The sequence below is a fragment of the Cohnella phaseoli genome (assembly GCF_003386235.1).
GTDB lineage: Bacteria > Bacillota > Bacilli > Paenibacillales > Paenibacillaceae > Cohnella > Cohnella phaseoli.
In genome coordinates this window covers 188,083-202,476 of the sequence record NZ_QRDZ01000003.1, presented here as the reverse complement: position 1 = coordinate 202,476, position 14,394 = coordinate 188,083, and the positions used below count along the sequence as shown (strand labels likewise).

Annotated in this window: 13 protein-coding genes; 2 read left to right on the top strand and 11 right to left on the bottom strand. The window is 58.9% G+C overall.

What is annotated here, in order from left to right; translation table 11 throughout:
* Positions 1-204 precede the first annotated feature (204 nt).
* The 11 genes from smc to DFP98_RS05070 all read right to left on the bottom strand — a co-directional run bounded on the left by smc (position 205) and on the right by DFP98_RS05070 (position 11,584).
* The gene (gene smc / locus DFP98_RS05120) at positions 205-3,774 is read right to left on the bottom strand and encodes a chromosome segregation protein SMC (RefSeq protein WP_116059480.1); all 3,570 of its coding nucleotides are present in this window, start codon (positions 3,772-3,774) and stop codon (positions 205-207) included.
* A gap of 30 nt (positions 3,775-3,804) precedes the next feature.
* Positions 3,805-4,506 carry a ribonuclease III gene (rnc, locus tag DFP98_RS05115; protein ID WP_116059479.1) on the bottom strand — a complete coding sequence of 234 codons (702 nt, stop codon included), beginning with the start codon at positions 4,504-4,506 and terminating at the stop codon, positions 3,805-3,807.
* A gap of 105 nt (positions 4,507-4,611) precedes the next feature.
* Entirely contained in the window at positions 4,612-5,853 is a 1,242-nt protein-coding gene (fabF, locus tag DFP98_RS05110) for a beta-ketoacyl-ACP synthase II (RefSeq protein ID WP_116059478.1), read from the bottom strand.
* A gap of 102 nt (positions 5,854-5,955) precedes the next feature.
* The gene (locus tag DFP98_RS05105) at positions 5,956-6,189 is read right to left on the bottom strand and encodes an acyl carrier protein (RefSeq protein WP_094050752.1); all 234 of its coding nucleotides are present in this window, start codon (positions 6,187-6,189) and stop codon (positions 5,956-5,958) included.
* 129 nt (positions 6,190-6,318) lie between these two features.
* Complete coding sequence (fabG, locus tag DFP98_RS05100) at positions 6,319-7,065, bottom strand: 3-oxoacyl-[acyl-carrier-protein] reductase (RefSeq protein ID WP_116059714.1); 747 nt, start codon at positions 7,063-7,065, stop codon at positions 6,319-6,321.
* Between the two features lie 47 nt (positions 7,066-7,112).
* Entirely contained in the window at positions 7,113-8,039 is a 927-nt protein-coding gene (gene fabD / locus DFP98_RS05095; RefSeq protein WP_116059477.1) for an ACP S-malonyltransferase, read from the bottom strand.
* A 15-nt stretch (positions 8,040-8,054) separates the two neighbouring features.
* Positions 8,055-9,041, bottom strand: coding sequence for a beta-ketoacyl-ACP synthase III (locus tag DFP98_RS05090; RefSeq protein ID WP_116059476.1), 987 nt, complete (start codon positions 9,039-9,041; stop codon positions 8,055-8,057).
* Positions 9,042-9,050: 9 nt separating this feature from the next.
* Positions 9,051-10,040, bottom strand: coding sequence for a phosphate acyltransferase PlsX (plsX, locus tag DFP98_RS05085; protein ID WP_116059475.1), 990 nt, complete (start codon positions 10,038-10,040; stop codon positions 9,051-9,053).
* Positions 10,041-10,069: 29 nt separating this feature from the next.
* Positions 10,070-10,636: a transcription factor FapR gene (gene fapR / locus DFP98_RS05080; RefSeq protein ID WP_116059474.1), complete on the bottom strand. Its 567-nt coding sequence runs from the start codon at positions 10,634-10,636 to the stop codon at positions 10,070-10,072.
* Positions 10,637-10,850: 214 nt separating this feature from the next.
* Positions 10,851-11,024: a 50S ribosomal protein L32 gene (gene rpmF, locus DFP98_RS05075; RefSeq protein ID WP_094050747.1), complete on the bottom strand. Its 174-nt coding sequence runs from the start codon at positions 11,022-11,024 to the stop codon at positions 10,851-10,853.
* Between the two features lie 50 nt (positions 11,025-11,074).
* On the bottom strand, positions 11,075-11,584 hold the full coding sequence (locus DFP98_RS05070) for a YceD family protein (protein WP_246016435.1): 510 nt from the start codon (positions 11,582-11,584) through the stop codon (positions 11,075-11,077).
* A 163-nt stretch (positions 11,585-11,747) separates the two neighbouring features.
* Between DFP98_RS05070 and DFP98_RS05065 the strand changes: the two genes are divergently transcribed.
* The gene (locus tag DFP98_RS05065) at positions 11,748-12,998 is read left to right on the top strand and encodes a nucleotidyltransferase (protein WP_116059472.1); all 1,251 of its coding nucleotides are present in this window, start codon (positions 11,748-11,750) and stop codon (positions 12,996-12,998) included.
* A gap of 89 nt (positions 12,999-13,087) precedes the next feature.
* Positions 13,088-14,347 carry a hypothetical protein gene (locus DFP98_RS05060; RefSeq protein ID WP_116059471.1) on the top strand — a complete coding sequence of 420 codons (1,260 nt, stop codon included), beginning with the start codon at positions 13,088-13,090 and terminating at the stop codon, positions 14,345-14,347.
* The last annotated feature ends 47 nt before the right edge of the window (positions 14,348-14,394 follow it).

Genomic DNA, 14,394 nt, shown 5'->3' with positions numbered 1-14,394 from the left:
CAATTGCACGCGAGCACTCCCTTTACGCCGCTTGGGAGTTGCCGACCGTACAATCGCCATCATTTCGACGAACTTATAATCTCGAACGGTCTAGCAGACCGTTACAGCTCTCTTGCGCCACTTTTCTAGGTCCGTTAACGGCCAATCAGACCGTTACAGCTCTCACACGGCAATTTCCGCGCCTTCTAACGGTCCACCAGAACGTTACGCCGTCGCAACCATATCGTCCGTTTCTTCCAAGCGAACCGATACCAGCTTGGATACGCCGCCCTCTTCCATCGTGACCCCGTACAGCACGTCGGCTTCTTCCATCGTGCCTTTGCGGTGGGTAACGACGATAAACTGCGTCGAATCGGAAAACTCCCGCATGTACTGCGCATAGCGAGCCACATTGGCCTCGTCCAGCGCCGCTTCGACCTCGTCCAGCACACAGAACGGCACCGGCTTGACGTGCAAAATCGCGAACAGCAAGGCGATCGCGGTCAGCGCCCGCTCGCCGCCCGACAGAAGCTGCAGGTTCGTCAGCTTTTTGCCCGGAGGCTGAGCGACGATGTCAATGCCCGTGTCAAGCGGCTTATCCGGCTCGGCCATCACCAAATCCGCCCGGCCGCCGCCGAACATGCGCGAGAATACGACGACAAAATGCTTGCGAATCTCCTCGAACGTCGTGCGGAACCGCTTGGACATCTCTTCGTCCATCTCGCGGATAATGCCGTGCAGCTTCGTCTTCGCTTCAATCAGATCGTTCTCTTGCGCCGATAGGAAGTCGTAACGCTCGGATACGCGTTTGAACTCCTCGATCGCGCCGAGATTCACATCGCCTAGAGACGAAATTTTGCGCTTCATGTCGCGCACCTCGTTCTGGGCGCCCGCGACGTCCTCCGGAACCGGGTAACGCTCCTTCGCCAGCTCGAAGCCGATTTCGTACTCTTCGGTCAGCTTGCGCAGCAGGTTGTCCAGCTCGACGTCCATCCGGTTGACCGCAATCTCCGCCTGACGCAAGCTCTCGTCGACGTTTCGCAGCTTGGCCCGCTGGTCCTTCGTCTCGCCTTCCTTGCGCTCCAGCTCCCGTTGCTTTTCGGCCCGGTCGGCCCGCTTGAACTCGAGATTCTCGGTCAGTTGCTTCTTGCGGATCCGAAGATCGTTGAGCTTCTCGCGCTGCTCGACCGATTCCTGCTGCGTCCGCTCGGCCTCAGCCTCATTGTGTTCAAGCGACTCTTTAAGCTGCTTGAGTTCGCCGGTCAAGCGACCGAGATCGGACCTATGGCGGGCAAGCTGCTCGCCCAGAGACGCGCGATCCTGCTCCATCCGCGCAATCGCGACCTTCAGCTCGGTCAGCGCCGCTTGCAGCTCTTCCTTCGCGGACGCGCTCTTGCGGCGAAGCTCCTCCGCTTCGCGAATGCGCTCCTGAATGCGCTGCTCCTCACTCGTCAGCGCGGCCAACCGCTTCTCGGCGTCTTCCTTGCTCGCGCCCAACGCCCCGGCCTCGGCAGCAAAGGCCGCCTTCTCGCCATCCATCGCCAGGCGCTGTTCCTCCAGCAGCCGCTCTTCCTGCTCAAGCTGCGCGATTTCGGCTGAAACCTGCTGCTCTCTAAGCCTCTCCTGCTCTCCCTGACCGCGCAGCTGCTCGATATTTTGCGCAACCTGCGCCAATTCTTTCTTCAGGTCGTCTACCGCTGCGCGCGCTTTTTCGCGCGCCTTCTCGGCTTCCCCGATATCGCGTTCCAACTCTTCGAGCTGACGCTGGCGTCCAAGCAGGTTGGCCGACTTCTTCTGCAGGCTGCCCCCGGTCATCGATCCGCCGGCGTTAACGACGTCGCCGTCGCGCGTAACGACGCGATAGCGGTATTGGAGCCTAGAGGCGATGCGGTTCGCCTGCTCCAGCGTCTCCGAGATCAACACGCTGCCGAGCAGGCTGCCGACAATCGCGCCGTACTTCGGATCAAAGCCGACCAACTCGGCGGCAACCCCGATAAAGCCCTCGGCCTGCTCCAGCATCCGGCGATCGCCGTCGGAAATCGATCTTGCCCGAATAACGTCAAGCGGCAGGAAAGTCGCCCGGCCGGATTGGCGCTGCTTCAAGTGGGCGATCGCCGCACGCGAGCTTTTCTCATTCTCCATGACGATATGCTGCAGCGCCGCGCCAAGCGCGGTTTCAATCGCCGTCTCCAAATCTCCCGGCACGCTGACGAGCTCGGCAACTGCGCCATGCACGCCATGCAGAGTGCCGCGCTTCGACGCCTTCAGCACTTCGCGAACGCCGTGCTGGAAGCCGTCATAATCGTTCTGAAGCTCCTTGATCGTATCGCGCCGAGAGACGAGCGCTTCTCTGCGCTGCTCATGACGCCGCACCGAAATCTGATCCTCCTCCAGCTTCCGCTGAAGCTCGGAGGAGCGGGCTCCCTCTGCGACATAACGGTCGCGCGCTTCATGCAGCGAACGGGCGACTTCCGCCAGCTTCTCTTCCAATCGCTCGCGCTTGGCGTCCAGCGCCTCAACTTGCTCGCGCCATTTCGCTTCCTCTTCCGCAATGCGCGTCATCCGCCGCTCCAACACCTCGCGCTGGCCTTCGCCGTAGCGAATGTCGTTGCGCGCCTGCGCCATCGCATTTAACGTGTCGAACAGCTCCGCTTTCAGCCGTTCCTCGACTTCCGTGCTGCCGTCGGCCAGGGCCAATCGGTCCTCTTCCTCCGCCAGCTTGACGAGCGCAGCCTCCAGCTCGCCCTCCAATGCGGCGCGCTTCTCCTTGAGCACGCGCTCCTCTTCCGTAGACAGAGCAAACCGTTCTTCCGCTGTGGCAATCGACTGTCTTAGTCCGTTGCCGGTGCGTTCGAGATGGCCGCGCCGTTCGTTCAGCAATTCGACGTGACCTTCCGTCTTCTCCGTGTCTTCGCTGCAGCGGAGCAGCTCGTCCTGCAGCTTCTCCAACAGCTCCTCGAGCTGAACGAGCGTCTGACGCTCCTCCTCCAAAATCGCATCATGCTTGCTTACGAAAGTCGACAGGCCTGTCTGCTCTTCGCGCAGCGTATTCAACCGCTCGCTCGTCTGCGTCCAGGAGGAGTGCACGCCTTCGATCTGATGAACGTATAAGGCGATTTCCTTATTTTTCAGTTCTTCCTTCAGCGTCTTATAAGTTTCGGCCTTCGCGGCCTGGTCCCTCAGCGGCTCGATCTGCCCGTTCAGCTCGCTGACGAGATCGTGAATCCGCAGCAGATTGTTTTCGGTATCCTCAAGCTTCTTCTGCGCTTCCTTCTTACGGCTCTTATATTTCACAATTCCCGAGGCTTCCTCGAAAATGCCGCGACGATCCTCCGAGCGCGTACTTAATATCTCCTCGATCCGGCCTTGTCCGATGATCGAATACGCTTCCCGTCCGATCCCCGTATCCATGAACAGCTCGGTAATGTCCTTTAGTCGGCACGGCTGCTTGTTGATCAAGTATTCGCTTTCCCCGTTGCGGTGCACCCGGCGCGTAACCGTTACCTCGCTGAAATCAAGCGGAAGCGCTTTGTCCGCGTTGTCCAGCGTGAGCGACACTTCCCCGAAATTAACGGCCTTACGGGAGTCGCTGCCCGCGAAAATAATATCCTGCATATTGCCGCCCCGCAGCGACTTGGCGCTTTGCTCGCCGAGTACCCAGCGAATGCCGTCGGAGATGTTGCTCTTGCCGCTGCCGTTCGGCCCGACGACGGCGGTAATTCCGCGAACGAATTCAAGTTCGGTACGGTCTGCGAACGACTTAAACCCAGTCAGCTCGATTCTTTTCAAAAACATAAGGACGGTTTCTCCTCTCGAGTCGGTAGGTCATCTTGTATTCTGTTTCGCAAACGACGCCAGCGCCTGCGATGCGGCTTGCTGTTCCGCTTCCTTCTTCGAACGGCCGATTCCTTTGCCTAACTGCCGGTCGCCCACCCCGACGACGGCGATAAACTCCTTGTCGTGGGCCGGCCCTTTCTCCTCGACAATGCGATAATCAAGCGCGCCCATTGCCAGCTGCTGCACCTTCTCCTGAAGCTCCGTTTTGTAGTCCTTCATCGGCGCTTGGCCGTTCCGCGACAGCTTCACGAACATATGCCGTTCGAGAAACGCCCGAACGGCCTCCAAGCCTTGATCCAAATACAACGCGCCCAGGAACGCTTCGAAAGCGTCTGCAAGCAGCGACGGTCGGGTACGTCCGCCCGTCTGCTCCTCCCCTTTGCCGAGCAGCACGATCTGCCCGAATTCGAGCGCCTCGGCAAAACGGACGAGCGAAGGCTCGCAGACGATGCTCGCCCGCAAACGAGTCAACTCGCCCTCCGGCGAATCCGGATAGAGCCTGTACAAATATTCGGATACGGTAAGCTGCAGTACGGCATCTCCGAGAAATTCCAACCGTTCGTTGTCCGGAATACGCGCGCCTCGCTGCTCGTTCACGTAAGAAGTATGCGTAAACGCCTGCTTCAACAGCCCCGGATCGCGGAAAGTCACGTTAATGCGCTGCTGCAATCGTTGAAATCCTTCCTTCATGAACCGTCACCTCAATCGCGCCTCATACACAACCGACGCAGGCGGCTAATGCCGCCTGCGTCGACGTTCACGCGCACTTTTTGAACTTGCTTATTGCCCATCCGATTAATCTGCGAATTGACGCATAATAATCGTGGCATTGTGTCCTCCGAAGCCGAAGGAGTTGGACAACGCAACCTGTACGTCCGCATTGCGCGGCTTGTTCGGGACATAGTCCAAATCCAGCTCCGGATCTTGATGATCCAGATTGATCGTCGGAGGAATGACGCCGTTCTTCAACGTCAAGCCGAGAATAACCGCTTCCACGCCGCCCGCCGCGCCGAGCAGATGCCCGGTCATCGACTTGGTCGAGCTGACCGCCAGTTTGTGAGCATGGTCGCCGAACGTCATCTTGATCGCCGTCGTCTCGGACTTGTCTCCGGCTCCCGTCGACGTTCCGTGCGCATTAATGTATTGGATGGACTCGGGCGCGATGCCCGCGTCGTTAAGCGCCTTCTTCATGCAACGAGCCGCTCCGTTCGGATCGGGATCGGTCATATGGTAGGCGTCGCCGCTCATGCCGTAGCCGATAACCTCCGCATAAATGCGGGCGCCTCTTGCTTTCGCATGCTCAAGCGATTCCAGGATTAGTACGCCCGAGCCTTCGCCCATAACGAATCCGTCGCGATCGACGTCGAACGGCCGGCTTGCTTTCTCCGGCTCGTCGTTGCGGGTGCTCATCGCTCTCATCGAGCAGAAGCCTGCCATGCCGATCGGACGAATCGTCGCTTCCGCGCCGCCGCAGATCATCACATCCGCGTCGCCGCGCTGAATCATCTTAAAGCTGTCGCCAATCGAGTGCGTTCCGGTGGCGCAAGCGGATACAGCTGCGGTGTTGGGTCCCTTCGCTCCCGTGACCATCGAAATTTGGCCGCTGGCCATGTTCGCGATCATCATCGGGATGAAGAACGGGCTTACCCGCCTTGGACCTTTCTCCATCAACAGCGTATGCTGCTCTTCCCAGGTGCCCAGACCGCCGATACCAGAGCCTACGATAACGCCTACGCGCTCCGGGTCGGCATTTTCCCCGATCGCCAGTCCCGCGTCCTCGATCGCGAGCTTGCTCGCGGCCACGCCGAACTGTACGAACCGGTCCATTTTCCGGGCTTCTTTCTTATCGATATTATATAAGCCAGGATCGAAATCCTTGATTTCTGCCGCAATCTTAGTCGTATAATCGGTCGTATCGAATGCTTCGATCAGACTGACTCCGGATTTGCCATCGAGCAAGTTGCTCCAGAACGTAGGCAAGTCGGTACCGAGGGACGTGACGACCCCCATTCCTGTAACAACGACGCGCTGTGTCAAATCTATTCACCTCTTCAGGCTATATCATCCGTCGCGCGCGCGGCGCGAATCGGGGTTTAGAATATGCAGAAGTCCCGTCGCAAGTACGGGACCCGTCGATCATTACGCATGAGATTGTATGTATTTAACGACTTCTCCCACCGTTGTGATCTTCTCTGCATCCTCGTCGGAAATCTCCAAATCGAATTCGTCCTCGAGCTCCATAACGAGTTCTACAACATCCAGAGAGTCAGCGCCCAAGTCGTCTTTGAAAGATGCTTCGGGTGTTACCTCTGCCTCTTCTACACCCAGGCGTTCGATAACGATGCGTTTTACGCGATCCAGTACATCGGACATCCGGTTCACCTCCCTTAACGTATTATACGTGAATCATGGACAAAAAGCCATAGAAGGCTTGCATGGGTCTAACCGGCCGAAGAGCCGCTTTTCGTGCCGTTAGGCAGGCGTCGCCACTTCGGCCGAAAATTACATGTACATGCCGCCGTCGACGTGCACCGTCTGCCCCGTCATGTAAGAGGCTGCTTCCGAAGCTAAATAAACGACGATGGAAGCAATGTCTTCCGGACGGCCCATGCGGCCCATCGGAATTTCTCCCAGCAGCTTGTCGCGATACTCCGCGGGAAGCTTGTCCGTCATATCCGATTCAATGAATCCGGGAGCAACCGCGTTAACGGTAATGCCTCTGGACGCAAGCTCCTTAGCCGCGGATTTCGTCAAGCCGATGACGCCGGCTTTGGCTGCGACATAGTTGGCTTGTCCAGGGTTGCCGAGCACGCCGACTACGGACGAGATGTTGATGATGCGGCCGCTGCGCTGCTTCATCATCGGACGAGTCACCGCTTTGATGCCGTTGAACACGCCCTTCAGGTTCGTTTCGATCACTTCGTCGAATTCGGCTTCCTTCATCCGCATAATTAGATTATCACGGGTGATGCCTGCGTTATTCACGAGAATGTCCAACTTGCCGAAAGCTTCGAGCGCGGTCGACACCATCTCGTCGAACTCCGCCGACTTGCCTACGTTCGCTTTGACCATAATCGCCTTGCGCCCGAGCGCTTCGATCGCTTTGACCGTTTCGGCCGCCGCCGCTTCGCTGCCCGCATAGTTGACCGCCACATCGGCTCCGGCCTCCGCCAGAGCGATGGCGATTGCCCGGCCGATTCCGCGCGACGCGCCCGTTACCAGCGCGCTCTTGCCTTGCAGATCCCACATTGCCATTGCCTTTCCGCCTCTCTGCCGTTTGTCGCCTGTTTCGGCGTTTACTCCGCAGCTGCGCTAGCGGCCTCTGCGCTGTTAACCGAGACGATCCGAACGGACTTGTCGATCTTCTTGATCAAGCCCGCCAGCACCGTGCCGGAGCCGATTTCCACGAACGTGTCGACGCCTTGCTCGATCAAATACGCAATCGTGTCTTCCCATTGTACTGGCGACACGACTTGCTTGACAAGCAGCTCGCGAAGCTCCGCTCCGGAAATGACCGGCTTGGCGTGAACGTTCGCGACGACCGGCACGGCCGCATCGCGGAATTCCGCTTGTGCCAGCGCCTCCGCCAGCTTATCGGCTGCCGGCTGCATCAAGGAGGAATGGAACGGACCGCTCACATCAAGCGGAATGACCCGCTTCGCTCCGGCCTCTTTGCCCCGTTCGACGACGGCGGCGACGCCGTCCGCCGACCCGGAGACGACGATCTGACCCGGACAGTTGACGTTGGCCAGCTCTACAATCGTTCCCGCCGCGGTAATATCCGTGCAGAGCGCCTGCAGAGCCGCGCGTTCCGCTCCGAGCACGGCCGCCATCGCGCCCTGACCGCCCGGAACCGCCTGCTCCATATACAGCCCGCGCGCCCGAACAAGCTTGACCGCATCCGAGAATTCAAGTACGCCTGCCGCCACGAGGGCGCTATACTCGCCAAGCGAGTGGCCTGCGACATAATCGGGCTTCAGTCCCCGTTCCTTGTACATTTCCAACAACGCAACGCTTGTAGCGAGCAGCGCAGGCTGCGTATTCGCCGTCTGACGCAGCTCCTCCTCCGGCCCTTCGAAGCTCAGCTTTGAGATCGAATAGCCGAGCGCCTCGTCCGCCCGATCGTAGGTCGCCTTGGCGACCGGGCTGCTCTCATATGCGTCCTTCCCCATGCCGACCGCTTGCGCGCCTTGGCCGGGGAATACGAATGCGATTTTACCCAAGTTCGGTTCCTCCTCTTACCAGTTCAGCACTGCCGCGCCCCAAGTCAAGCCGCCGCCAAAGCCGACGAGCACGATCGTGTCGCCTTCTTTGACGCGACCTTCCTCGACCGCTTCCGCCAGCGCCAGAGGAATTGAGGCCGCCGATACGTTGCCGTACCGATCCAGATTGATCATGGCTTTATCTTCGGATAAGTTCAATCTTTCCAATGCCGATTGAATAATGCGAATGTTGGCTTGATGCGGAACGAGCAAATCGATATCCGCTTTCTCGTACCCCGCAGCAGCAAGCGCCTCTTCGGCGGCGCTGCCCATGACCCGCACGGCGAACTTGAATACGTCGCGTCCGTTCATCTCGATAAAATGGCTGCGGTCCGCAAGCGTTTCTCCGCTGGACGGGCAGCGCGACCCGCCGCCGCGAATGCGGAGCAACTCTCCGCCGGCGCCGTCCGCTCCGAGCTTAAACGATTTGAAGCCTCGGTCCCCCGTTACCGGACCAAGCACAACAGCTCCCGCTCCGTCTCCGAACAATATACAGGTATTGCGATCCTCGTAATCGGTAATGCGGGACAAGCATTCCGCGCCGACAACGAGCACGTGCTTGTACATCCCCATCGAGATAAAACCGGTCGCGTTCGCCAGGCCGTAAATAAAGCCCGAGCAAGCCGCCGACAGATCGAACGCCGCCGCCTTCTTGGCGCCAAGCTTTTCTTGAAGCAGGCAAGCCGTCGAAGGAAAAAACATATCCGGCGTAATTGTCGCCACGATGATCAGATCGAGCTCCTCCGCCGTAATGTCCGCCGCTTCAAGCGCCTTGACGGACGCCTCGTAAGCGAGATCCGAAGTCGCTTGCTCAGGAGCTGCGATCCGGCGCTCGCGGATGCCGGTGCGCGTCACGATCCACTCGTCGTTAGTCTCCACCATCCGCTCCAGCTCAACATTCGTTAACCGGCGCTCGGGAACGTATTTGCCCGTTCCGAGAATGCCTACGGAAACTCCATTCATTGCACTCTCTCACTTTCCGCTGAATTCGTCGGCCAAAGACGCGATCAACTTGTTGCTTATCGCCGTGCGCGTCTGGCGGATCGCCGTTTTCATGGCGCTTGCGTTGGACGACCCGTGCCCTTTGACAACCAGACCGTTGATACCGAGCAGAGGGGCGCCATTGTATTCATTGTAATCCATCCGGGTGCGAACGCGACGGAAGCTCGGCTTAAGCGCTCCGGCCGCCAGCTTCGATACGAAGGACGAGGTCAATTCCTCGCGAAGCAGCTTAAAAATCGACTGAGCCGCCCCTTCGATCGCCTTTAGCAAAATGTTGCCCGAGAAGCCGTCGCATATAATGACGTCGCATACGCCCTCCAGCACATCGCGCGCTTCCACATTTCCGACGAAATGAACCGGAGCGTTTTCCAGCAGGGCGTACGCCGCTTTCGTCACCTCGTTGCCTTTGGCCGCTTCCGTCCCAACGTTTAGCAATCCGACGCGCGGTTTGGCGATGCCGTGCACCTTGCTCCGATACATGCTGCCCATGAGCGCGTATTGAAGCAAATGCTCCGGCTTGGCGTCCATGTTCGCGCCCATATCAAGCGCTAGCAGCCCCTTATTGTCGAGCGTCGGAAAAATCGCGGCCAGCCCCGGTCGTTCAATGCCCTGCATCCGCCCAACGACGAGCAGCCCCGTAGCCATCAGAGCGCCGGTATTGCCGCACGAAATCATGGCGTCCGCGCGGCCTTCCTTGACCATCCGGCCCGCCACAACCATAGAGGAATCCGCTTTGCGACGCACGGCTCGCACCGGCTCGTCATCGCTTCCAATCACTTCGGAAGCAGGTTCTATAGATACATTGTCCGGAATGCCGCTGCCGAGATATGGCCGAATTGCATCCGGATCCCCGACCAGCACCAGATGGACGTCCGGCCACTCGGCCGCGGCAGCCAGAACGCTTTCGACCTGAGCCTGCGGCGCGTGGTCGCCTCCCATCGCATCTATGGCAATCCGCATCATGTACAACTCCTTTAGGATGTCGCTATCTATTCGCCGGCAGATCTGTAAATTATAAAGTTCCCCTGGAACACCATTTCCTCGCCGACATATGTAAACACTTCTACTTTCGCCTTCCCTTTTTGCCCGCCGTGCGACCTGACGTAAGCTTTGGCGATGCATTTTTCTCCGAGCCGCGCGGGCCGGATGAAACGAATGTCCGCCGATGCCGTCAGTGCAATCTCGTCGTTGATGACCGCCACCGCGAGCGAATTGGCTTGCGCGAAGACATGATGTCCCCGAGCGATGCCCGAACGGGAAAAAACGTGCTCCGCCGCGATCTCAAACAGCGAGATGCCGCTCTTGTCGAGCTGCAGATCGAGAATATCGCCGATCACCTCGTGTAAAGGCAAAGAACGAACGGAATCGTAAGAACGTTCCGCCATCAGCTTCAAGCGCTCCCTCAGCTCGGGAATGGCCAATTCCAGACGATCCAGACGGATCGTTTGAATGCTCACTTTAAGCAGGCGCGTCAACTCGCGATCCGTTAGAAACGGATTCTCTTCCAACAGCTTGCTGAGCTGTTGATGGCGCTGCCTTTTGGGAAGCCGCTCCAAGCCTCTCCACTCCCTTCAGCGCTCGATCCTGTTCGCTCGATCCACGCCCATTGTCAATAACTTTAGCGATTATTCATAAACTCACATTTTAATACCTGGTGCCAATATGAGTATAAAGAAAAACGCGCCGGCATGCAACGACCGCAAGTAACGCCAGAGCCGGTCGTTGCCGGCCGAAGCGCTTGCCCGTCGTGATTCCAGACGCGTTTCAAGCTTATTGCTTGATAATTTCACGGGACTTGTACGTACCGCACACTTTACATACGCGGTGCGACACTTTCAATTCTCCACATTGATCGCATTTCACCATACCGGGAACGACCAGTTTAAAGTGGGTCCGGCGTTTGTGTTTGCGGGCTTTCGATGTTTTCGCAAAAGGGACTGCCATGCTGCCACCTCCTTATCAGTCCGAATAAGCTTCGACGGCTTGCGCCGGGCCTACTCTTTCTGAGATTTAAACCAATCCTGAAGCGCAGCCATACGAGGATCGATCTTCTCCGTATTGCAGCCGCACGATTGTTCGTTCAGGTTTGTCCCGCACTCGGGGCACAGCCCTTTGCAGCTCTCACTGCACAGGGGCGCGTAGGGCAATTGGACGACAAACTCCTCCATGACGTAAGGAGCCAGATCGATCCGCTCTTCCGTTACCGGTACGGCTTCTTCAACATCTTCGTTTGCTTCTTCATCCTCTTCCGCCACAATCCGAAACTGTTCCTCGAAAGGAACTCCGACCGTCTCTTCGATCGGCTCCAAGCAGCGCGAACATTGCATGTGCATGTCGCAGCTCATTTGGCCCGTCACTACGATCAAGTCGTCCACGGCTACAGCCGTCAGCTCGTATTCAAGCGGGGAGAGCGGACGGAATTCCGGATGATTCCGGAACAGCTCCGTCAAGTCCAGAGTTCCTTGCAGGCTCACCGGCAGCTTCCGGGACGCCAGCTCTTGCACTTTAAGCAACAATTAGATCACTCCAAACAAACAAAGTTTATTATATCGAGATTTCGGTTCGTTTGTCAACAATTTCTGCGACTTTACAGCTCCGCTTCTCTTTCGTCCCTTGCTCGTGCTATATTGTGGAAAATAAAATTTCATTCCCAGCAAGGAGACGAATATGTCCACGGTCGGCGTTGTCGTAGAATATAATCCGTTGCATAACGGTCATCTCTATCATTTACAGCAATCGAAGAAAATAACGCAAGCGGAAAATATCGTCGCCGTCATGAGCGGCAATTTCCTGCAGCGGGGAGAGCCGGCGTTGGCGGACAAGTGGGCGCGGACGGAAATGGCGCTTCGAGCCGGGTGCGATCTCGTGCTGGAGCTGCCTGTCGCTTACAGCTCGCAGCCGGCTCAATGGTTCGCCTACGGAGCCGTATCCGTGCTGGATGCTTCGGGCGTCGTTGACTCGCTCTGCTTCGGCAGCGAGAGCGGAGAACTGGCCTCTCTACAACAGCTGGCCTCTCTACTGACGGAGGAGCCCGAAAGGTTCGCTACGCTGCTGTCGGAGCTTCTGAAGGCGGGACTCCCTTATCCTTCGGCGTTCTCCTCGGCGGCCGAGACTTATTTGCAGGAACGCGGCATGGGCGAGCACGCTTATTCTCTTACCCAGCCGAACCATACGCTCGGACTCCATTATTTGATCGCGCTTCGCAAGCTGAATAGTTCCATCGTACCCTATACGCTTCGCCGCGAGAAGTCCGGCTACGGGCAAACCGACATTACCGATGCGAAGATCGCCAGCGCCACCGCCCTGCGCAAGCTGCTGCTCGGCGAATCCGGCTCCTTGGACCAGCTTGCGGCCTACGTGCCCGCTTCTACTTTGGCCATCCTGCGCCGCGAAACGGAAGCCGGCCGGGCGCCCATTCATTGGGATAGCTTCGCTAGACCGCTGTTTCACGAACTGTATCGCCATACCGCAGCAGAGCTGGCCGAGTTCGCCGAAGTCAGCGAAGGACTCGAGCATCGGCTTCGCGGCATTTTGTCCGAGCTGCCCGAGTATTCCGTCGCGGCTCTGCTGGAGGCGCTCAAAACGAAACGCTACACCCGCACGAAGCTGCAACGGACGCTGCTGCGTATCCTGCTCGGCCATCGCAAGGAGCTGCTAAGCCCGGAGCGGCTTGCCGCCGGCGTCGACTATATCCGGGTGCTTGGCTTTACCGAACGCGGCCGGCTTCTGCTCCGCGACATGCGACGGAAAGCAAAAGTCCCCGTCGTCGCCTCCGCCGCCAAGCACGACTCCCCTTATCTGGCCATGGAAGCGCTGGCGACCGGCGCTTACTCCCTCGCCTATCGCAACGCCCAGCCGAGCGACGCTTTGCGCGACTTCACGCTCTCTCCCGTCCGACTGTCGGACAAGATGGTCTAACCCTCCCTCCCGGGGCGTACATTGTAGAGGTAGTTCATCCAGTTGAACAACCTGCACGTGCCTGCAACGCATTCGGGAGGCGATAAGCAATGGCCAAGGCCAATCCATCTAACGGCAAACGCGCGATTTTCCTTTCTCTGCTGCTGGGCGCCGCCTCCATGCTCGTCGTGGCCGGAATCGTCCATTCGCCCGGGGAAGCTTTTCGCGCTTCCTTATCCGGGCTGCAAATTTGGTGGCAGAACGTCTTCCCCGGCCTGCTGCCCCCGCTTATGCTGGCTGAATTGCTCGCCGCCTCGGGCTTGCTTCACGGTATGGCCGCGCTGGCCGAGCCGCTCACGCGCCGCCTGTTCCGACTGCCGGGAGCGGCGGGCTGGGCAATCGCCTTCGGCTGGTCCGCCGGCATTCCCGCAGGAGCGAAGGAAACCGCTCGTCTCCGCGACAATGGAACGATCAGCGACGAGGACGTTGACACTGTCCTGCTCGTCTCTCATGTGCCCAATCCGTTCCTCATCGTGCTTGTTATCGGCTTCGGCTTCCTCAACGCTCCCGCACTCGGCTGGGCGATTGCGCTTGGGCTGTGGCTCGCGGCGATCCTGGCAGGCACTGTTTGGTCGCGCATTGCCAAGCCGCGCGGTCCGCGAGTGCCGGCCCTTCCGGTGACCCAACCCAAAGCGCTGCTGTTGCGGGCCGCGCGCGCTGCAGCCGACGGCCGCAAAGAGGATGGACGCCCGCTGGGCAAGCTGCTCGCCGACTCCGTGACCGGGGCCGTCGGCATGCTGATGACGATCGGCGGCCTGATGATGATGTGCGCCGTCGTGATCCGCCTGCTTGAGCTCTTCCTTCCCGGCAACGATCTGTGGCTCCCGTTCCCCGGTCTATACGAGCTTCATCTAGGCGCCTACGAGACCAGCAAATCCGCCCTTTTCACCTCCGACCCCGCACAGGCCTGCGCGCTGCTTGCCGCTGCGCTCGCCTGGACCGGGTGGAGCGGCCTGCTTCAGGCCAGAGCGGCGTTCGGACTGAACAAGCCCTTCCCTTGGCTGAAAATCATCTCCTCGCGCCTGCTTCACTCGGCCGCGACTCTGCTGGTCGTCTATCCGCTGGCGAAGCTTGTTCTGTCCGAGCCCTTTAAAAAGTGGTTCGCCGAACGCCAGCCCGGTCCTTCTGCCGATGCCGAGACTTGGTCGACGTTCGCGGGAGTGCTGCCGAACGGCTGGAGCCGTATGTCCGAGAGCATGACGGTTGCGCTCGCCAGCTTCGGTGTATTTCTCCTGCTCGCCCTGCTCGCCGCGCTCATCCGCCCCAAAACGCCGTCCGGCAAAGACGCTCCGGACAAACGCCAACGCTAAAAAGGAGCCTTCCTGCTGCCGCGGGATAGCTCCTTCGGTCGTTTCGC